The following is a 20,214-nucleotide window of genomic DNA, read 5'->3' as shown; positions in this document are numbered from 1 at the left end:
GAGGGGAAAACCCGGGCGGCACCGCGTTTTCCCGAACCTGCAAACGCCGCCGCGCGATGCGACGGCGCACCGCGCGCGCGTCGTGCGTGCGGGCCTGTCCGCACCCGCCGGACTGTCGCTCTCGCGCCATCTTTCCTCGGTTACAATCGCCGGATGCGAATCCTACTCAGCAACGACGACGGCTATCTCGCCCCCGGTCTCGCCGCGCTCAGCGACGCGCTGCAGCCGCTTGCCGACCTCACGGTGATCGCGCCCGAGCAGAATTGCAGCGGCGCGTCGAATTCCCTGACGCTGTCGCGGCCGCTGTCGGTGCAGCGCGCGACGAATACGGGTTTCTTCTACGTGAACGGCACACCGACCGATTCGGTGCACGTCGCGCTGACCGGGATGGCCGACGCGCGGCCCGACCTCGTCGTGTCCGGGATCAACAACGGCCAGAACATGGGCGAAGACACGCTCTATTCAGGGACAGTTGCGGCCGCCACCGAAGGCATCATGTTCGGCGTGCCGGCCATCGCGTTTTCGCTGGCCGACAAGGGCTGGGCGCATCTGGCGGATGCGGCGCGCGTCGCCGCGGAAATCGTCGAGCACTTTCTCGCGCATCCGCTGCCCGGTCAGCCGCTGCTGAACGTCAATATTCCGAATCTGCCGTACGACGAACTGAAAGGCTGGCAGGTCACGCGCCTCGGTAAGCGTCACCCGTCCCAGCCGGTGATTCGCCAGACCGACCCGCGCGGCGAGCCGGTCTACTGGATCGGCGCCGCGGGTGCGGCGCTGGACGCGAGCGAAGGCACCGATTTCCACGCCGTCGCAAACGGTTTCGTCTCGATCACGCCGCTGCAGCTCGATCTCACGCATACGCAAATGCTGCCTGCAACGCGCGAATGGGCGCGCGCAGGAGGGCGGACTTCATGAGCGGCGAGCGCGCGAAGCGGTTCCCGCTCGCGCTCGAAGATCTCAAGCGAGCGCCACGCAAATCGGAGGGCCGGGCCGGTGAACGCCATGCGGCGAGCGCGGTGCCGAAGGCCGTCGACAAGCCCGCTGCCGTGCTGAAGCCGGTGGCGGTGAAGGCGGGCGTCGCGCGCACGGTGCCCGGTGCGGTCGCCGCGAAGCCGGCGAGCGCACCGAAGCCGACCGCGCTGAAGCCCGCGATGCCGAAGCCGGCGGCGCCGAGCGTCGCGCCGGCCGGTGCATTCGCGTTGACGTCGGAACGTGTGCGCGAGCGCATGGTCGAACGCCTGCGCGCGAACGGCGTGACCGACGCGCGCGTGCTGGATGCGATGGCCGCGGTGCCGCGCCACCTGTTCGTGGATCCCGGGCTCGCGACGCAGGCGTACGAGGATGCCGCGTTGCCTATCGGCCACCAGCAAACGATTTCAAAGCCGTCGGTCGTCGCGCGCATGATCGAGCTCGCGATGGCCGGCCGCACGCTCGAGCGCGTCCTCGAGATCGGCACCGGTTGCGGCTACCAGGCCGCGGTGCTGAGTCACGTGGCACGCGACGTGTATTCGATTGAACGCATCAAGCCGCTCTACGAGCGCGCGAAGCTGAACCTGCGGCCGCTGCGCGTGCCGAACATCCGTCTGCATTACGGCGACGGGCGTGTCGGCCTGCCGTCCGCGGGCCCGTTCGACGCGATCGTGATCGCGGCGGCGGGGCTCGACGTGCCGCAGGCGCTGCTCGAGCAGCTCGCGATCGGCGGGCGGCTCGTCGCGCCGGTCGGCGCGCAGAGCGGGCAGCCTCAGGTGCTCACGCTCGTCGAGCGCGTCGCGCACGCGCAATGGCGGGAGTCCCGGCTTGATCGCGTTTTCTTTGTCCCTTTAAAATCCGGAGTGATTTGAAACCGATGAGTATGTTGCGCGCGATGCAAAACAACCGAACCAGGGAACCGCTCACGTTCGCCCAGCGCGCGATCTGTGTGGCTGCGTTCTCCACGCTGCTGGCCGCCTGTGCGACGCGGCTCGACAACGCGCCCGTCGTCGACCGCTCCGGATCGCTCGGCACGACCGCCGCCGCGCAGCCCGCAGTGCCGCTCGGCCCGCCGCCGCCCGGCTTCTACCGTGTGAAACCGGGCGATACGCTGTACCGGATCGCGCTCGAGAACGGGCAGAACTATCGCGACATCGCCACCTGGAACAACCTGGCGAACCCGAATCAGATCGAAGTCGACCAGCTGCTGCGTGTCGCGCCGCCGGGCGGTGCCGCGCTTGCCGGCTCGCCGGCTGCCGCACCGATCACCGGCGCCGCCGTCGCGACCGCGCCGCTCAGCAGCGGTCCCGCGACGCCGGCCGCGGGCTCGTCGTCCGCGAGCACGCCGCCGGCTGCCGCCGCATCGAGCGATACGGCAGCCGCGCCGAGCGGCCCCGTGACGTTCGCATGGCCCGTGCGCGGTCCGGTGCTGAACGGTTTCGACGACGCGAAGAACAAGGGCGTCAATATCGGCGGCACGTCCGGCGAGGCCGTGAAGGCGGCGGCCGACGGCCGCGTCGTCTACTCGGGCAACGGCCTGCGTGGCTATGGCAACCTCATTATCATCAAACACGATGCAACTTACCTCACGGCGTATGCACACAATCGCGCTTTGATGGTAAAAGAGGGGGACGCGGTAACGAAGGGGCAGAAGATCGCCGAGATGGGTAATAGCGATGCCGACCGCGTGATGCTGCATTTCGAGGTTCGCCGGCAGGGTAAACCTGTCGATCCGCTGAAGTATTTGCCGCCTCAATAACCGAGACGACCATGCCGAAATCGAAGCGCCACGAGCCGCAAGCCGAATCTGAGAAGATCAGTCGTGCCACGCAAGCATCGGTGGAGCGAGCTGGCGCTTCGACGGACGACGAAGACGACGTCGCGGAAAACGAACGTGATCTCGAGGCACGTGACGCCGAAGCGGACGGCGACGACGAGCACGAAGGCCGGGCGGAAGCCGCGCCCGACGTCGACGATTTCCGCGCATTGCTGCAGGCCGAACTCACGGCCGACACGATCCAGCATTACCTGAACCGTATCAGCGTGAAGCCGCTCCTGACCGTCGAGGAGGAGCAGCGCTATTCGCGTCTTGCGAAGGCCGGCGAATTCGAGGCGCGGCAGGTGATGATCGAGCGCAACCTGCGTCTCGTCGTCAGTATCGCGAAGGGTTACCTGAACCGCGGCGTGCCGCTGCTTGACCTGATCGAGGAGGGCAACCTCGGCCTGATGCACGCGATCGAGAAATTCGATCCGACGCGTGGCTTTCGGTTCTCGACCTACGCGACGTGGTGGATCCGGCAGAGCATCGAACGGGCGATCATGAACCAGGCTCGCACCGTGCGTCTGCCCGTGCACGTGATCCGCGAACTGAACCAGGTGCTGCGCGCGAAGCGCCACCTCGAAAAGAATTCGATGTCGACGGGCGAGGCGGCCGAGCGCCGTGAAGCCAGCATCGACGACATCGCCTATCTCACCGGCAAGACCGCCGAGGAAGTCACCGACATCCTCGCGCTCAACGAGCACACCGCGTCGCTCGACGCACCGCTCGATCTCGATCCCGCGAGCAGCCTGCTCGACCTGCTGCCCGACGACCAGAGCCAGTCGCCCGACGCGGAGGTGCAGCACCGCGAACTCGAGACGCTCACGCGCGCATGGCTGTCGCGGCTGTCCGACAAGCATCGGCACGTGATCGAGCGCCGCTTCGGCCTGAATCACATCGAACCGGCCACGCTCGAGGAGCTGGCCGACGAGATGGGGCTCACGCGCGAGCGCGTGCGGCAGATCCAGCAGGAAGCGCTGGTGCGCCTCAAGCGGTTCTTTGCCTCCAATGGCGTGCGCAAGGACGCCGTTCTGTAACTGATGACACCGATTCTCGTTTTTGACATCGAGACCATTCCCGATGTCGACGGCATTCGCCGTCTTGAAGACCTGCCCGCGACGCTGGACGATGCCGCGGTGGCCGAACATGCGTTCGCCGCGCGCCGCGAGAAGACCGGCAGCGATTTCCTGCCGCATCACCTGCAGCGCATCGCGGCGATCTCCTGCGTGTTCCGCGACAACAACGGTTTCCGCGTTCGGTCGCTGGGCACACCCCAGGACAATGAGGCGACGCTGGTCCAGTCGTTCTATCGCGTGATCGAGAAATACACGCCGCAGCTCGTGTCGTGGAACGGCGGCGGCTTCGATCTGCCGGTGCTCCATTACCGTGCGCTCGTACACGGGATCCCCGCGACGCGCTACTGGGATCTGGGCGAGGACGACCGCGAGTTCAAGTGGAACAACTACATCTCGCGTTATCACTCGCGGCACACCGATCTGATGGACGTGCTCGCGATGTATCAGGCGCGCGCGAATGCGCCGCTCGACGCGCTCGCGAAGCTGTGCGGCTTCCCGGGCAAGCTCGGAATGGACGGCAGCCAGGTGTGGCCGGCGTTCCAGGATGGCCGGATCGAGGAAATCCGCAACTATTGCGAAACGGACGTCGTCAATACCTACCTGCTGTATTGCCGGTTCCAGCTGATGCGCGGCGGCCTGACGCCGAGCGAATATGCGGACGAGATCCTGCTCGTGAAGAATTCGCTCGCGCAGGAGCCCGCGTCGCACTGGGCCGAATACCTGGCCGGTTTCGACGCGTGACGCGGGCGGCCCGCATGGCGGCCGCGATCAATTTCGATCGAGTTCGAGCACGACCGGCTGGTGATCCGATTCGCGCGCGTCGCCGTCGATTTCGCAGCGCGTGACGCGTGCCAGCAGCGTATCGGTCACGAACACGAAGTCGCATGCGAGCGGCCCGTCGGACCATTGCGCCGTGTCGTAGACGCCGGCGGTCGGCGGCGGCGTGTGGCCCGGGTGCCGGGCGATCCACGCATCGACGAACGACGGTGCGTCGGCGATCGGCTCGAGCATGCGCCGGTACGCGTCGCTGCCGAACGCGCTGTTGAAGTCGCCGCAGAGGATGGCATCACGCGGCTGGACGGTCTCGCTGAACGGCCCCGTGGCATTTTCGGCCGGCGCAGGCTGGTCCGCATGCGCACACGCTTCGCGGTGCCGGGCGTGCAATGCGTCGACCTGCGCGAGTCGCTGGCGCGCCGAATAGAATTCCAGATGCGTCGTGACGACCCGCAGCCGACCCGACGGTAACACCAGTTCGACGTCGAGCGCGACGCGCGGCATGGAAGGCGCGTCGGCGTCTGCCGGCCACGGCAGCAATTGGCGCAGCACGCGCCCGATCGGCAGCCGGGTCGCGACCGCATTGCCGAACTGGCGGCGCGGTGCGCCGGGTTCGAGCGGCGGCAGGTCGGCGCCGACCGCTTCGACGATCGTATAACCGGGCAGCAACGCCGCCAGTTCGGCGAACTGGTCGGGGCCGGGCTGGCCGGGCAGTGCGCCGAAACCGCGCGTGACTTCCTGCAGGCACAGCACGTCGAAGTCGCCGAGCCGGCGAGCGGCGGCGATCGTGCGCGGCAGGTCGACGACGCCGTCCGCGTCCCGACCCCATTGGATGTTCCAGTCGATCAGTCGCATGGTCGAGTCTCCCGAATCTCCTGAGTCTGTTGCGAGCAGAACGTGTGCCGCCGGCTGAGCTCGCGAGAGGCCGCGCATGCGGGCCGGCGGCGGGCGGCCTGCAGGTCGTTCCCGCATGACGCGGCGCGGCAGAGGCGTCAGTATTGACGCTTGCGCCACGAAAGCGGGCGACGCGGGCTTTCGTCGTCTACAATCTCGCCTTCTTCAACGTTTTGTCAGGAAAAGCTGGTGTCCGAAGCCGTCCCCACTTCTGCGCGCAAATCGAAAAATGCGCCCGTCGCGCCCGGGCCTGCCCCGGTTCTCGAGATCGAATCGCTCGACATGGAAGCGCGCGGTGTCGGCCGCACGGCGACCGAGGACGGCACGCCGGGCAAGGTGATCTTCGTCGAGGGTGCGCTGCCCGGCGAGCGCGTGACCTATTCGAGCTACCGTCGCAAGCCGAGCTACGAGCAGGCGACCGTTGTCGACATTCTGCGCCCGAGCGTGCTGCGCACGGAGCCGAAATGCAAATTCTTCGGCACCTGCGGCGGCTGCTCGATGCAGCACCTCGACATGCGCGCGCAGGTCGCGATCAAGCAGCGCGTGCTCGAGGACAACCTGTGGCACCTGTCGAAGCTGCGCGCCGAGACGATGTTCGCGCCGATCCACGGCCCGTCGTGGGGCTACCGTTATCGTGCGCGCCTGACCGTGCGCAACGTCGCGAAGAAGGGCGGCGTGCTGGTCGGGTTCCATGAAAAGAAGAGCAGCTATGTCGCCGACATGACGAGCTGCGAAGTGCTGCCGCCGCACGTGTCGGCGATGCTCGTGCCGCTGCGCCGGCTGGTCGAGGGGCTGTCGATCCGTGACCGGATGCCGCAGATCGAGCTCGCGGTCGGTTCGCAAGTCACGGCACTGGTGCTGCGCGTGCTGGAGCCGATCAATGCGGACGACGAGGCGCTGCTGCGCGCGTTCGCCGACGAGCACAAGGTGCAGTTCTGGCTGCAGCCGAAGGGCCCGGACACGGTGACGCCGTTCTATCCGCTCGACGTGCCGCTCGACTATACGCTGCCGGAGTTCGGCATCCGCATGCCGTTCAAGCCGACCGACTTCACGCAGGTCAACCATCAGATCAACCGCGTGCTGGTGGGTCGCGCGCTGCGCCTGCTCGCGCCGTCGCGCGACGATCGCGTGCTCGACCTGTTCTGCGGGATCGGCAACTTCACGCTGCCGCTCGCGCGGCTGTCGCGCGAGGTGATGGGCATCGAAGGCAGCGAGACGTTGACGACTCGCGCGCTCGCGAATGCGCGCGAGAACGGCGTCGACGGCCACACGACGTTCGCGTGCCGGAACCTGTTCGAGGTGACGGGCGACGACCTGCGTGCGCTCGGCGCCTTCGACAAGTTCCTGATCGACCCGCCGCGCGAAGGCGCGCTCGCGGTGTCGAAGGCGCTGGCCGAAATCGCGCAGAGCGGCGCAGGCCCGCTGCCGAAGCGCATCGTCTACGTGTCGTGCAACCCGTCGACGCTCGCACGCGACGCAGGCCTGCTCGTGCACGAGGCCGGCTACCGGCTGAAGGGCGCCGGCGTCGTGAACATGTTCCCGAATACGTCGCACGTCGAATCGATCGCGCTGTTCGAGCGCGACTGAGCGGGCGGCGGACGTAAAAAAACCGGCCCTCGGGCCGGTTTTTTCATCGGGTACGGCGAACGTCAGTTGCGGTTGCCGCCGAAGATGCCGAGCAGCGCGAGCAGGTTCGTGAACACGTTGTACAGGTCGAGGTAGATCGCGAGCGTGGCCGAGATGTAGTTCGTCTCGCCGCCGTTCACGACGCGCTGGACGTCGAACAGCATGTAGGCCGAGAAGATCGCGATCGCGAGCACCGACACGGTGAGCATCAGCGCCGGCAGTTGCAGGAAGATGTTCGCGACCGACGCCAGCAGGATCACGATCACGCCCATGAACAGCCATTTGCCGAGCCCGGAGAAGTCGCGCTTACTGACCGTGGCGATCGTCGCCATCGCGGCGAAGATGATGCCGGTGCCGCCGAACGCGAGCATGATCAGCGACGGTCCATTCGAGAAGCCGAGGATGAAGCTCAGCAGGCGCGACAGCATCAGGCCCATGAAGAACGTGAAGCCGAGCAGCACGAACACGCCAGCTGCGCTGTTTTTCGTCCGCTCGATCGCGAACATGAAGCCGAACGCGATTGCGAAGAACGCGAGCAGGCTCATCATCGGGCTCGTGGCCGCGAACAGCGAGAATCCCGTCGCGACGCCGACCCATGCCCCGAGCACCGTCGGCACCATCGACAGCGCGAGCAGCCAGTACGTGTTCCGCAGCACGCGATTGCGAACCTCCGCGGTGCTGACGGAGCCGCCGCGGCCGAAATTGTACGGATAGTCGTTCATGGTTTCTCCTAACATTGAACGCGTGGGCGTCCGGGGCCGGTTCGGCGCGCGCGGTGTGCGGCGCAGCAAACCGGAGCAGCTATGGCTAAGATACGTTCCGTGCCGCGAGGTTTCAATGGCCGGGCGGCGCAAAAAACATATGGATTTGGAACCTTTCACTCGTGTAAGGGTTCAATCGCAATGATACACGGGATCGTGCTACAATAGCGGATTCATTTGAACCTGTAACTTCTTAATTTCTTGGAGTTTTTATGGCAATCGAGCGCACCCTGTCGATCATCAAGCCGGATGCGGTGGCAAAGAACGTGATCGGCCAGATCTACAGCCGTTTCGAAGGCGCCGGCCTGAAGATCGTCGCATCGCGCATGGCACACCTGTCGCGTGCGGACGCAGAGAAGTTCTACGCAGTTCACGCAGCACGTCCGTTCTTCAAGGACCTCGTCGATTTCATGATCTCGGGCCCGGTGATGATCCAGGTTCTGGAAGGTGAAGGCGCGATCCTGAAGAACCGCGACCTGATGGGCGCGACGGATCCGAAGAAGGCGGAAAAGGGCACGATCCGCGCCGACTTCGCCGACAGCATCGACGCGAACGCCGTGCACGGCTCGGACGCAGCCGAAACGGCCGCGGTCGAAATCGCGTTCTTCTTCCCGGAAATGAACGTCTACTCGCGCTAAGCCCTGGCTGGCAACAAGTAGGCAGGATTCAGCGCACGCGGCAAGGCAGCACATCATGACGAGCGAAACTTCCGTCAATCTTCTCGACTTCGATGCCGAGGGTCTTGTCGCGTACTGCGGCAGCCTCGGCGAGAAGCCGTTCCGCGCCAAGCAGTTGCAGCGCTGGATCCATCAGTACAACGCCGGCGATTTCGACGGCATGACCGATCTCGCGAAGTCCCTGAGAGAAAAGCTCAAGGGCCGCGCGTCGATCGTGATGCCCGATATCGTCAGCGATCACGTTTCGACCGACGGCACGCGCAAGTGGCTGATCGACGTCGGAAACGGCAATGCGGTCGAAACCGTTTTCATCCCGGAAGAGACGCGCGGCACGCTGTGCGTGTCGTCGCAGGCCGGGTGCGCGGTCAACTGCCGCTTCTGCTCGACGGGCAAGCAGGGCTTCTCCCGCAACCTGTCGACAGCCGAAATCATCGGTCAGCTCCGGATGGCCGAGTTTGCGCTGCGTGCGTCGCTGGGTCGCGCACCCGGTCCGAACGGCAAGGCCGAACGGGTCGTCACCAACGTGGTGATGATGGGCATGGGCGAGCCGCTGCTGAATTACAGCGCGGTCGTGCCCGCGATGCGGCTGATGCTCGACGACAACGCGTACGGCCTGTCGCGCCGCCGCGTCACGTTGTCGACGTCCGGCGTGGTGCCGATGATGGACCGCCTCGGCGCCGAATTGCCGGTCGCGCTCGCCGTTTCGCTGCACGCGCCGAACGATGCGCTGCGCGACGAACTGGTGCCGCTCAACAAGAAGCATCCGCTTCGCGAGCTGATGGCCGCGTGCCAGCGCTATCTGAAAGTCGCACCACGCGACTTCATTACTTTCGAATACTGCATGCTCGACGGCGTCAACGACACCGAAGCACATGCGCGCGAACTGCTGGCCGTCACGCGTGACGTGCCCTGCAAGTTCAACCTGATCCCGTTCAATCCGTTTCCGGAATCGGGCCTCATCCGCTCGAAGCCGGAGCAGATCAAGCGCTTTGCACAGGTCCTCATCGACGCGGGTGTCGTCACGACCGTGCGCAAGACGCGCGGCGACGACATCGACGCCGCGTGCGGCCAGCTGGCCGGCGCCGTGAAGGACCGCACGCGCCTGGCGGAGCGAACGGGCGCAGCAGCAAAAATCATCGAAGTTCGGGCGATCTGACGGGGACGCCTGGTCGGGGCCGCATGGGTGCGGATGCCTGGACTTCTTGCGGTACAACACGCGAATAGCGATCGGTCGCGGCGCCTCGGCGCCGCGCATGATGTGGACAGTTGCGGGAGCCGGCGGCGCCCGCCAGTGAAGAAGAATCGACGCGAGGACAAGGATGAGTGAGCCGCAGCCGACCAACGGCGCAGAGACGAATGCCGCGAAGCCGGCACCGGCGGGGCTTGAAACGCTGGCGGCCGTCGGCAGCCGGCTGGCGCAGCTCCGGGAGGCGAAGGGCTGGACGGTCGACGACGTGTCGGCGCGGCTCAAGGTCGCTCCGCAGAAGCTGCGTGCGCTCGAGGCTGGCGACATCAGCCATTTGCCCGGTGTGACGTTCGCGCTCGGCGTCGTGCGCAGCTACGCGAAGATGCTCGGCGTCGATCCGGAGCCGTTCGCCCATGCATTGCGCCGCGAGCGTGGCGTGCAGGAAGTCGATCTGTCGATGCCCGCGTCGTCGGGGACGGATCTGCCGCGCGGCCGCGTGTCGATTCCGCTTGGCGGGTCGTCGCACCATCATCCGTGGCTGTGGGGGACGGCGATCGTCGTCGTCGCGGTGATCGCGGTACTCATGTGGCACACTGGCGGCGATTCGTCGAGCTGGCTCGCGCGCTTCAAGGGCGGCGCCACGGAACACGCATCGGCGGCCAGCGCGCCGGCGGCGTCTTCCGTCGAAGCGGCAGCCGCGGGCGGCGCGTCGGCGGCAGCCGTCAACGAAGCCCCGGCGCAGGTTGCGGCATCCGCCGTGGCGCCGCAGGCCGTTGCGTCGGCTGCTCCGGCTCCGGCTCCGGCCTCGACCCCGACGGCCGCCGCGCCCGCGTCGCAACCGGTCGTCGCGCCGGCCGCGGCGAGCAGCGCGGCCGTGCCGGCCCAGCCCGCGAGCGTCGTGGTCGCGGCAGGCCAGTCGATGGTCGAACTGAAGGTCAAGCAGGATTGCTGGTTCAGCGTGCGCGACAAGAGCGGCAAGGAACTGTTCTCGGCGCTGGTGCGGGCCGGCGAGACGAAGCAGGTCGCCGGCGACGGTCCGTTCAAGGTCACGATCGGCAACAAGGCAGGCCTTGATACGGTCGCGTTCGACGGAAAGCCGGTCGATCCGGCAAAATATTCGGCAGCGCGGGGTAACGTGGCGCGGTTCACGCTGCCCTGACGTCAAGCGCCGTGGCGCAGGCCTGTCCTGGACAGGCCGCGAGGGCACGGCGCTTTTTCAATTCATGCGCCGCCTCGCGGCGCATTCCGCGTAAATGGATCTATCGATGCAATCCGAAGCTCAATCCCCACGCAGCAGTCAGATTTGTTCAACCGAGCCGGTGTTCGGCGGGCATCAGCCGCGTCGCGTGTCGCATGCGGTGGATGTTCGTTGGGGCGGGCAGCTCGTGACGATCGGCGGTGATGCGCCGGTGCGCGTGCAGTCGATGACGAATACCGACACGGCCGACGCGATCGGCACGGCGATCCAGATCAAGGAACTCGCGAACGCGGGCTCCGAACTGGTGCGCATCACGGTCAATACGCCGGAGGCCGCGGCCGCCGTGCCGGCGATCCGCGAGCAGCTCGACCGGATGGGCGTGACCGTCCCGCTCGTCGGCGATTTCCACTACAACGGCCACCTGCTGCTGCGCGACTACCCGGGCTGCGCGGAGTCGCTGTCGAAGTACCGGATCAACCCGGGCAACGTCGGCCAGGGCGCGAAGCGCGACACGCAGTTCGCGCAGATGATCGAAGCCGCGGCGAAGTACGACAAGCCGGTGCGGATCGGCGTGAACTGGGGCAGCCTCGACCAGGATCTGCTCGCGCGCATGATGGACGAGAACGGCGCGCGCGCGCAGCCGTGGGATGCGCAGAGCGTGATGTACGAAGCGCTGATCCAGTCGGCGATCGGCTCGGCCGAGCGCGCGGTCGAGCTGGGCCTCGGCCGCGATCGCATCGTGCTGTCGTGCAAGGTCAGCGGCGTGCAGGACCTGATCGCCGTGTACCGCGAACTCGGCCGCCGCTGCGGCTTCGCGCTGCATCTCGGGCTGACCGAGGCCGGCATGGGCTCGAAGGGCATCGTCGCGTCGACGGCCGCGCTCGGCGTGCTGCTGCAGGAAGGGATCGGCGACACGATCCGCATTTCGCTGACGCCGGAACCGGGCGCGTCGCGCACGGGCGAAGTGATCGTCGGCCAGGAAATCCTGCAGACGATGGGCCTGCGCTCGTTCGCGCCGATGGTGATCGCGTGCCCGGGTTGCGGACGCACCACGAGCACGCTGTTCCAGGAACTCGCGATGCAGATCCAGACCTACCTGCGCGAGCAGATGCCGGTCTGGCGCAAGGAATATCCGGGCGTCGAGAAGATGAACGTCGCGGTGATGGGCTGCATCGTCAACGGCCCGGGCGAATCGAAGCACGCGAACATCGGCATCAGCCTGCCGGGTTCGGGCGAGAACCCGGCCGCGCCCGTCTTCATCGACGGCGAGAAGGTCAAGACGCTGCGCGGCGAGCGGATCGCCGAGGAATTCCAGCAGATCGTCAGCGACTACGTCGCACGCAATTACGGCCGTACCGAGGCCCTGAACTAAATTCGTCCACACACACGAACGATGACTGAACAGAAACGCAAGATCGAGAAGCTCACCGGCGTCAAGGGCATGAACGACATCCTCCCGCAGGATGCCGGCCTCTGGGAGTTCTTCGAAGCTACCGTGAAATCGCTGCTGCGCGCGTACGGCTACCAGAACATCCGCACGCCGATCGTCGAACACACGCAGCTCTTCACGCGCGGCATCGGCGAAGTCACGGACATCGTCGAGAAGGAGATGTACAGCTTCACCGATGCGCTGAACGGCGAGAACCTGACGATGCGCCCGGAGAACACCGCGGCGGTCGTGCGCGCGTCGATCGAGCACAACATGCTGTACGACGGCCCGAAGCGCCTGTGGTACATCGGCCCGATGTTCCGTCACGAGCGTCCGCAGCGCGGCCGCTACCGCCAGTTCCATCAGGTCGGCGTCGAGGCGCTCGGCTTCGCGGGCCCGGATGCGGATGCCGAGATCATCATGATGTGCCAGCGCCTGTGGGACGACCTCGGCCTGACCGGCATCAAGCTCGAGATCAACTCGCTCGGCCTCGCCGAAGAGCGTGCCGCGCACCGCGTCGAACTGATCAAGTATCTCGAGCAGTTCGCCGACGTGCTGGATGAGGACGCGAAGCGTCGCCTGTATACGAACCCGCTGCGCGTGCTCGACACGAAGAACCCGGCGCTGCAGGAAATCGCGCAGAACGCGCCGAAGCTGATCGACTTCCTCGGCGACGAGTCGCGTGCCCACTTCGAAGGGCTGCAGCGCCTGCTGCTCGCGAACAACATCCCGTTCAAGATCAACCCGCGTCTCGTGCGCGGCCTCGACTACTACAACCTGACCGTGTTCGAGTGGGTGACCGACAAGCTCGGCGCGCAGGGCACGGTCGCGGCCGGCGGCCGCTACGATCCGCTGATCGAGCAGCTCGGCGGCAAGCCGACCGCCGCGTGCGGCTGGGCGATGGGCATCGAGCGCATTCTCGAACTGCTGAAGGAGGAGGATCTCGCGCCCGAGCAGGAAGGTGTCGACGTGTACGTGGTGCACCAGGGCGAGACGGCGCGCGAACAGGCGTTCATCGCGGCCGAGCGTCTGCGCGATACGGGCCTCGACGTGATTTTCCACTGCAGCGCCGACGGCGGCCCGGCAAGCTTCAAGTCGCAGATGAAGCGGGCCGATGCGAGCGGTGCCGCGTTCGCGGTGATCTTCGGCGAAGAAGAGGTCGCGAACGGCACGGTGGGCGTGAAAGCGCTGCGCGGCGCGGGCGAGGACGGGGAAAAGAACGTTCAGCAGACCGTACCGGTCGAAAGCTTGACCGAATTCCTAATCAATGCGATGGTTGCATCCGCCGAAGACGGCGACGACTGATCGCGCTGGCATTCGCTCGACAAGAAAAGCCTGAAATGGAAGGAATCGCTCGCCGATGAGTTATCACGACGAACAAGAATCGATTGAAAGTCTGAAGGCGTGGTGGGCCCGCTGGGGCAACCTCACGACGTGGATCGTGCTCGCGGCGCTGGTCGTCGCGGCCGGTTTCAACGGCTGGAATTACTGGCAGCGCCGTCAGGCCGCCGAGGCTTCCGGGTTGTACGAGCAGGTGCAGAAGGCCGCTGCCGCGAACGACAAGGCGACGATGGCCCGTGCGGCCGCCGACATGGAAGACAAGTTCGGCAGCACGCCGTATGCGCAGATGACCGCGCTCACGGCGGCGAAGACGTTGTACGCGGCCGGCGATGCCGCCGGCGCGAAGGCGCAGCTGCAATGGGCCGCCGATCACGCCAAGGACGACGAGTACAAGCAGATCGCGAAGCTGCGTCTCGCGTCGCTGCTGCTCGACGAGAAGGCGTACGACGCGGGCCTCGCGCTGCTGTCCGGCACGCCGGTGGATGCATTCAAGGGCCTCGTGGCCGATCGCCGCGGCGATCTGCTCGCGGCGCAAGGCAAGACCGACGATGCGCGCGCCGCGTACAAGCTCGCGCTCGCCGGCCTGTCGCAGGACGACCAGTCCGCGCGCCAGCTCGTGCAGTTCAAGCTCGATGCGCTCGGCGGCTGATCGCGGCCCCCTCAACCTCTTAACTCTGCTTCGCTAACCGATGAATTTGCTGAAACGTTACGCTGTGCCCGTAGCCTGCGCGGCGGCTGTCCTGGCATTGGCGGCCTGCTCGTCGTCGAAGGACGCGCGCCGCGTGCCGACGCCGCTCACCGAGTTCAAGCCCGTCTTGGACGTGCAACAGGTCTGGAAGGCGAGCGTCGGCAAGGGCGGGCGCTACCTGTTCTCGCCGGTGGCCGTGGGCGACGCCGTCTACGCGGCGGGCGAGAACGGTTCGGTCGAGAAGATCGACGCGAAGACGGGCCAGACGCTGTGGCGCTCGAAGGTCGGTTCGGACCTGTCGGCCGGGGTCGGCAGCGACGGCAACCTGACCGCCGTCGGCGCGCTCAAGGGCGGTGTGTTCGTGCTCGGCCCGGACGGCAAGCAGCTGTGGAAGACGAGCGTGCAGGGCGAGATCTTCTCGCCGCCGCTGGTCGGCAACGGCCTCGTGATCGTGCGCACGATCGACGGTCAGGTGATCGCGTTCAACGGGCAGACGGGCGAGCAGAAGTGGAACTACCGCAACCGCGCGGTGCCGCTGAACCTGCGCGTGTCGGCCGGCATGACGTTCGCGGGCGATGCGGCCGTGCTGGCGGGCTTCCCCGGCGGCGGTCTGGTCGCGATCAACCTGCAGACGGGCGAGCCGTTCTGGCAGACGCCCGTGTCGTTCCCGAAGGGCGTGACCGAAGTCGAGCGCATCAACGACGTCAGCGGTCCGCCGACGCTCGTCGGTGCCCAGGCGTGCGCGGTCACGTTCCAGGGCCAGCTCGGCTGCTTCGACGCGAACTCGGGCCGTCCGCTGTGGGAAAAGGCGTTCTCGAGCCGCAGCGGTCTCGCGCAGGACGATTCGGTCGTCGCCGGCGGCGACGACTGGTCGGTCGTGACGGCCTACGACGCGGCGAGCGGCAACCCGCTCTGGCGCAACGACAAGCTGAAGAGCCGCGACGTCGGCGTGCCGTACCTGCTCGGCCATGCGGTCGTGATGGGCGACTACAAGGGCTTCGTGCACTTCCTGTCGCGCGAGGACGGCAGCTTCATCGCCCGGATGAAGACGGACGGCAGCGCGATTACCGCGGCGCCGGTCCTGGCGGGCAATACGCTCGTCGTGCAGACCAAGGACGGTGGCCTGTACGGATTCCGTCCGCGCTGACGCGCACGCAACAGGCGCAATCGCGGCGCGGCGGGCCTGTCCCGCGCGCTGCGGTCGCGCGACATGAAGGCGGCCGGTGTCCCCGGCCGCTCGGTATTTGAAAGGCAGTTCGCAACGAAAGACGACGGCGCGCACCGCGCGCCCGGCGCGCGCATCCGGCGCGGCGCGAATTCGTGATATTTTCATTCAGCGCAGCCGCCCGCAGCAGCGGGCCTCCCGCTGCTGCGCATCACCGTAGAAAACACAGATGAAACCGGTCATTGCCCTCGTTGGGCGCCCCAATGTGGGGAAATCCACGCTGTTCAACCGGCTCACGCGCTCGCGCGATGCGCTGGTCGCCGACTTGCCGGGCCTGACGCGCGATCGCCATTACGGCGAAGGGCGCGTCGGCGCACGGCCGTACCTGGTCGTCGATACCGGCGGCTTCGAGCCCGTCGCGAAGGACGGCATCCTCCACGAGATGGCGCGCCAGACGCGGCAGGCCGTCGAGGAAGCCGACGTCGTCGTGTTCATCGTCGACGGTCGTAACGGGCTCGCGCCGCAGGACAAGTCGATCGCCGACTACCTGCGCAAGACCGGCCGGCCGATTTTCCTGGTCGTCAACAAGGCCGAGGGGATGAAGTACACGGCGGTCGCGACCGACTTCTACGAGCTCGGCCTCGGCGATCCGCGCGCGATCTCGGCCGCGCACGGCGACGGCGTGACCGACATGATCAACGAGGCGCTGGAAGTCGCGTACGCGGGCCAGCCCGAGGAAGCGGACGAGGACGACCCGTCGCGCGGCATCAAGATCGCGATCGTGGGCCGCCCGAACGTCGGCAAGTCGACGCTCGTGAACGCGCTGATCGGCGAGGACCGCGTGATCGCGTTCGACATGCCGGGCACGACGCGCGATTCGATCTACGTCGACTTCGAGCGTAACGGCAAGAAATACACGCTGATCGATACCGCGGGCCTGCGCCGCCGCGGCAAGGTGTTCGAGGCGATCGAGAAGTTCTCGGTCGTGAAGACGCTGCAGTCGATCTCCGACGCGAACGTCGTCATTCTTCTGCTGGATGCGCAGCAGGACATTTCCGACCAGGACGCGCACATCGCCGGCTTCGTCGTCGAGCAGGGCCGCGCGCTCGTGATCGGCGTCAACAAGTGGGACGGTCTCGACGACCACGCGCGCGATCGCGCGAAAGCAGATTTGACCCGCAAGCTGAAATTCCTCGACTTCGCGAAGTCGCACTACATTTCGGCCGCGAAGAAGACCGGCATCGGCGCGCTGATGCGTTCGGTCGACGACGCGTACGCGGCGGCGATGGCGAAGCTGCCGACGCCGAAGCTCACGCGCGCGCTGATCGAGGCCGTCGAGTTCCAGCAGCCGCGTCGTCGCGGCCCGGTGCGTCCGAAGCTGCGCTACGCGCACCAGGGCGGCCAGAATCCGCCGCTGATCGTCATCCACGGCAACGCGCTCGACGCGGTGACGGAAACCTACAAGCGTTACCTCGAAAACCGATTCCGCGAAACTTTCTCACTGACCGGGACTCCATTGCGCATAGAGTTCCGTTCGTCGAACAACCCGTACGCGGACAAGGGCTGAAGCAGGTCCTGCAAGGGATAGGCCGCATGGCCTACGCCCGGGCGGGGCAGGCAAAATCAGCTATAGTGTAGCGATTGGCGCCGGATCTCTTTTTCTTCGTCGCCAATCCAGATCAACCTGCAAAAAAAGATGGAGTACGCCATGAGCAACAAAGGGCAATTGTTACAAGACCCGTTTTTGAACGCACTGCGCAAAGAGCACGTTCCCGTTTCGATCTATCTCGTCAACGGCATCAAGCTGCAAGGGAACATTGAATCGTTCGACCAGTACGTCGTGTTGCTCCGTAATACGGTGACCCAGATGGTCTACAAGCACGCCATCTCGACGGTCGTGCCGGCGCGCCCGGTGAACTTCCACCCGGACGCGGAAGCCTCGTCCTAACCCATTGCAGCGGCCGGCATCCGGTCGCCGCGAGCGACCGATGCCAGCCGCCTCATCTTGACACCCGATAATTTGATCAACGCAGCGCTCGTCGGCATCGACTTCGGCAAGACCGATTTCGAAGCCAGCCTCGAAGAACTCAGTCTTCTCGCCTCCAGTGCGGGGGCCCGTTCCGCCGTCACCCTCACAGGTCGTCGCGCCAGCCCCGATGCCAAGATGTTCATCGGCAGCGGCAAAGCCGAAGAATTGCGGCTTGCCTGCGACGCGCACAACGTCGAAATCGTCATCTTCAATCACGCACTGGCACCGGCCCAGCAACGTAATCTGGAGCAGGCGCTTAACAGGCGGGTGGTCGACCGCACGAGCCTCATCCTCGACATCTTTGCGCAGCGCGCCCGCAGTCACGAAGGCAAGCTGCAGGTCGAGCTCGCGCAGCTGCAATACCTGTCGACCCGGCTGATTCGCGCGTGGACCCACCTGGAGCGGCAAAAGGGCGGTATCGGCCTGCGCGGCCCCGGCGAAACCCAGCTCGAAACCGACCGCCGGCTGATCGGCGAGCGCATCAAGATGCTGAAGTCGCGGCTCGACCGGCTGCGCCGGCAGCACAGCACGCAGCGTCGCCAGCGCGCACGCAGCGGCACGATGTCGGTGTCGCTCGTCGGCTATACGAACGCGGGCAAGTCGACGCTGTTCAATGCGCTGACGAAAGCGCAGGCTTATGCGGCCGACCAGCTGTTCGCCACGCTCGATACGACGTCGCGACGCGTGTACCTCGGCGACGAGGCCGGTCAGATCGTCGTGTCCGATACGGTCGGGTTCATTCGCGAACTGCCTCACCAGCTGGTTGCCGCGTTCCGCGCGACCCTCGAGGAAACGATCCATGCGGATCTGCTGCTGCACGTGGTCGACGCATCGAGCGCGGTGCGGCTCGAACAGATCGAGCAGGTGAACGGCGTGCTGCACGAGATCGGCGCGGACACGATCCGGCAGGTGCTGGTGTTCAACAAGATCGATGCGGTGCCCGAGCTGGCGGCCCGCGGCGACGCGGTCGAGCGGGACGAGTATGGTAATATTTCGCGCGTCTTTTTGAGCGCACGCACCGGTCAGGGTCTTGACGCGTTGCGTGCCGCCATCGCCGAGATCGCCTCCGCGGAACACCTTACCGGCGCGACGTTACCCAACGCCGCGCTCGACGGCGCACCCGCTGAACCGCACGAAGACCACACGATTTCCGAACACGGGCGCTAACCGGTCCCGGCCGGTTCGCCGGCGTCTAATCTGGTGAACAAACTCTGGTGAACGAATACAACGAGCGGAGTACCTGGCGGCGGATGCGCGCCTTGCTGTCGATCAACGATCCCCGCTGGGGACGCGGCGAAGGCAAGGGCAACGACGGATCCCGTCCGCGTGTGAACGAATCGAAGCGTCCGCCCGGTGGCGACGGTGACGGTCCGCCCGATCTCGACGAGATGTGGCGCAACTTCAACCGGCGTCTGAGCGGCCTGTTCGGCGGCAAGGGCGGCAACGGCTTCCGGCCCGACAACGGCCGGGCCGCGCGTGTCGGCGTCGGCATCGTGATCGGCGTGCTGGTCGCGGTCTACGCGGGCAGCGGGCTGTTCGTCGTGCAGGAAGGCCAGACGGGCGTCGTGCTGCAGTTCGGCAAGCTGTCGGGCACGGTCGGCCAGGGCGTGCACTGGCGCGCGCCGTATCCGTTCGCGTCGCACGAGATCGTCGATACGTCGCAGGTCCGTTCGATCGAGATCGGCCGCAACAACGTCGTGCGTCTCGCGAACGTGAAGGAAGCGGCGATGCTGACGCGTGATGCCGACATCGTCGACGTGCGTTTCGTCGTCCAGTACCGGATCCGTTCGGCAACCGATTACCTGTTCCGCAGCGTCGATCCCGAGCGCAGCGTGTCGCAGGCCGCCCAGGCCGCGGTGCGCGCGATCGTCGGCACGCGCAGCGCGGCCGACATGCTGAACCAGGACCGCGACGCGCTGCGCGCGCAGCTGTCCGCCGCGATCCAGCGCGATCTCGATCGCTACCAGTCGGGGCTCGAGGTGACGGCCGTCACGATGCAGAGCGTCGCGGCGCCCGAGCAGACGCAGGCTGCGTACGCCGAAGTCGCGAAGGCGCGCGACGATCGCGAAGCCGCGAAGCGTGCCGCGCAGGCCTACGCGAACGATCTGCTGCCGAAGGCGCAGGGCGACGCCGCGAAACTTGCCGATGAAGCGAAGGCGTATGCCGATCGCGTGGTCACGCAGGCCGAAGGCGACGCCGACCGGTTCAAGCAGGTCTATGCACAGTATTCGAAGGCGCCCGCGGTGATCCGTGAGCGGATGTACCTCGAGACGATGCAGGAAATCTATTCGAACGCGACGAAGGTGTTCGTCGGCAACAAGGGCGGCAACAGCGTCGTGTACCTGCCGCTCGACAAGCTCGTCGAGCAGGGGCGACAAAACGCCGCAAATGCGACGAATGCGACGAATGCCGCGACGCCCGCCGGCGCATCCGCGCCCGACGCGATGTCGGCGCCGGCCGCCGCCGCGGCGAGCGCACCCGCGAGCGCGGCTTCGGCCGCGGCGGCGCCCGCACCGGGCAGCGACGTGCTGCGGTCGCGCGAAGCGTTCCGCAGCCGCTCGCGTGAAGACGATACGAAGTAA

At 66.4% G+C, this 20,214-nt stretch carries 19 protein-coding genes; 17 read left to right on the top strand and 2 right to left on the bottom strand.

All coding sequences use genetic code 11. The features are described 5' to 3' along the window. Positions 1 to 153: 153 nt before the first annotated feature. The 5 genes from surE to U4Z31_RS00150 are packed head-to-tail and all read left to right on the top strand — an operon-like array spanning position 154 to position 4,605. Complete coding sequence (gene surE, locus U4Z31_RS00170) at positions 154 to 915, top strand: 5'/3'-nucleotidase SurE (RefSeq protein ID WP_321809150.1); 762 nt, start codon at positions 154 to 156, stop codon at positions 913 to 915. Further along, on the top strand, positions 912 to 1,841 hold the full coding sequence (locus U4Z31_RS00165; RefSeq protein WP_321809149.1) for a protein-L-isoaspartate(D-aspartate) O-methyltransferase: 930 nt from the start codon (positions 912 to 914) through the stop codon (positions 1,839 to 1,841). Before surE ends, U4Z31_RS00165 begins: the two co-directional genes overlap by 4 nt. Positions 1,842 to 1,846: 5 nt before the next feature. After that, a complete protein-coding gene (locus tag U4Z31_RS00160; protein WP_044848976.1) occupies positions 1,847 to 2,728 on the top strand; it encodes a peptidoglycan DD-metalloendopeptidase family protein in 882 nt (293 codons plus the stop codon). Positions 2,729 to 2,739: 11 nt separating this feature from the next. Next, positions 2,740 to 3,825 (top strand): RNA polymerase sigma factor RpoS, encoded by a 1,086-nt coding sequence (rpoS, locus tag U4Z31_RS00155; RefSeq protein ID WP_040144287.1) that lies wholly within the window; start codon positions 2,740 to 2,742, stop codon positions 3,823 to 3,825. Positions 3,826 to 3,828: 3 nt separating this feature from the next. Further along, positions 3,829 to 4,605: a 3'-5' exonuclease gene (locus U4Z31_RS00150; protein WP_044848977.1), complete on the top strand. Its 777-nt coding sequence runs from the start codon at positions 3,829 to 3,831 to the stop codon at positions 4,603 to 4,605. Positions 4,606 to 4,632: 27 nt separating this feature from the next. Here U4Z31_RS00150 and U4Z31_RS00145 read toward each other — a convergent pair whose 3' ends face one another. Then, positions 4,633 to 5,493, bottom strand: coding sequence for an endonuclease/exonuclease/phosphatase family protein (locus tag U4Z31_RS00145; RefSeq protein ID WP_321809148.1), 861 nt, complete (start codon positions 5,491 to 5,493; stop codon positions 4,633 to 4,635). Positions 5,494 to 5,721: 228 nt separating this feature from the next. On the opposite strand from U4Z31_RS00145, the gene rlmD reads away from it, so the two are divergent. Next, entirely contained in the window at positions 5,722 to 7,119 is a 1,398-nt protein-coding gene (gene rlmD / locus U4Z31_RS00140; RefSeq protein WP_321809147.1) for a 23S rRNA (uracil(1939)-C(5))-methyltransferase RlmD, read from the top strand. A gap of 62 nt (positions 7,120 to 7,181) precedes the next feature. Here the strand turns inward: rlmD and U4Z31_RS00135 are convergent, their stop codons facing one another. After that, entirely contained in the window at positions 7,182 to 7,880 is a 699-nt protein-coding gene (locus U4Z31_RS00135; protein WP_006761414.1) for a Bax inhibitor-1/YccA family protein, read from the bottom strand. 251 nt (positions 7,881 to 8,131) lie between these two features. Between U4Z31_RS00135 and ndk the strand changes: the two genes are divergently transcribed. The 11 genes from ndk to hflK all read left to right on the top strand — a co-directional run bounded on the left by ndk (position 8,132) and on the right by hflK (position 20,214). Beyond that, complete coding sequence (gene ndk, locus U4Z31_RS00130; protein WP_006478674.1) at positions 8,132 to 8,557, top strand: nucleoside-diphosphate kinase; 426 nt, start codon at positions 8,132 to 8,134, stop codon at positions 8,555 to 8,557. Positions 8,558 to 8,612: 55 nt separating this feature from the next. Beyond that, positions 8,613 to 9,752, top strand: coding sequence for a 23S rRNA (adenine(2503)-C(2))-methyltransferase RlmN (rlmN, locus tag U4Z31_RS00125; protein WP_044848980.1), 1,140 nt, complete (start codon positions 8,613 to 8,615; stop codon positions 9,750 to 9,752). A 163-nt stretch (positions 9,753 to 9,915) separates the two neighbouring features. Next, positions 9,916 to 10,941, top strand: coding sequence for a helix-turn-helix domain-containing protein (locus tag U4Z31_RS00120; RefSeq protein ID WP_321809146.1), 1,026 nt, complete (start codon positions 9,916 to 9,918; stop codon positions 10,939 to 10,941). 106 nt (positions 10,942 to 11,047) lie between these two features. Continuing rightward, complete coding sequence (gene ispG / locus U4Z31_RS00115; protein ID WP_006483314.1) at positions 11,048 to 12,352, top strand: flavodoxin-dependent (E)-4-hydroxy-3-methylbut-2-enyl-diphosphate synthase; 1,305 nt, start codon at positions 11,048 to 11,050, stop codon at positions 12,350 to 12,352. Between the two features lie 21 nt (positions 12,353 to 12,373). Then, positions 12,374 to 13,714, top strand: coding sequence for a histidine--tRNA ligase (gene hisS / locus U4Z31_RS00110; protein ID WP_044848982.1), 1,341 nt, complete (start codon positions 12,374 to 12,376; stop codon positions 13,712 to 13,714). A gap of 55 nt (positions 13,715 to 13,769) precedes the next feature. After that, complete coding sequence (locus U4Z31_RS00105) at positions 13,770 to 14,399, top strand: tetratricopeptide repeat protein (protein ID WP_044848983.1); 630 nt, start codon at positions 13,770 to 13,772, stop codon at positions 14,397 to 14,399. Positions 14,400 to 14,439: 40 nt separating this feature from the next. Then, complete coding sequence (bamB, locus tag U4Z31_RS00100; RefSeq protein ID WP_044848984.1) at positions 14,440 to 15,585, top strand: outer membrane protein assembly factor BamB; 1,146 nt, start codon at positions 14,440 to 14,442, stop codon at positions 15,583 to 15,585. Positions 15,586 to 15,832: 247 nt separating this feature from the next. Next, positions 15,833 to 17,170, top strand: a complete 1,338-nt coding sequence (gene der, locus U4Z31_RS00095) for a ribosome biogenesis GTPase Der (protein ID WP_044848985.1) — start codon at positions 15,833 to 15,835, stop codon at positions 17,168 to 17,170. Between the two features lie 141 nt (positions 17,171 to 17,311). Further along, positions 17,312 to 17,551: an RNA chaperone Hfq gene (gene hfq, locus U4Z31_RS00090; RefSeq protein WP_006399927.1), complete on the top strand. Its 240-nt coding sequence runs from the start codon at positions 17,312 to 17,314 to the stop codon at positions 17,549 to 17,551. A gap of 72 nt (positions 17,552 to 17,623) precedes the next feature. After that, complete coding sequence (gene hflX / locus U4Z31_RS00085; protein WP_321809290.1) at positions 17,624 to 18,799, top strand: GTPase HflX; 1,176 nt, start codon at positions 17,624 to 17,626, stop codon at positions 18,797 to 18,799. Positions 18,800 to 18,846: 47 nt separating this feature from the next. Further along, positions 18,847 to 20,214, top strand: coding sequence for an FtsH protease activity modulator HflK (gene hflK, locus U4Z31_RS00080; RefSeq protein ID WP_321809145.1), 1,368 nt, complete (start codon positions 18,847 to 18,849; stop codon positions 20,212 to 20,214).

Source organism: Burkholderia sp. BCC1985 (genome assembly GCF_905339915.1).
Taxonomy (GTDB): domain Bacteria; phylum Pseudomonadota; class Gammaproteobacteria; order Burkholderiales; family Burkholderiaceae; genus Burkholderia.
The sequence above is the reverse complement of the archived record's forward strand: the minus strand, read 5'-3'. Positions and strand labels throughout refer to the sequence as shown.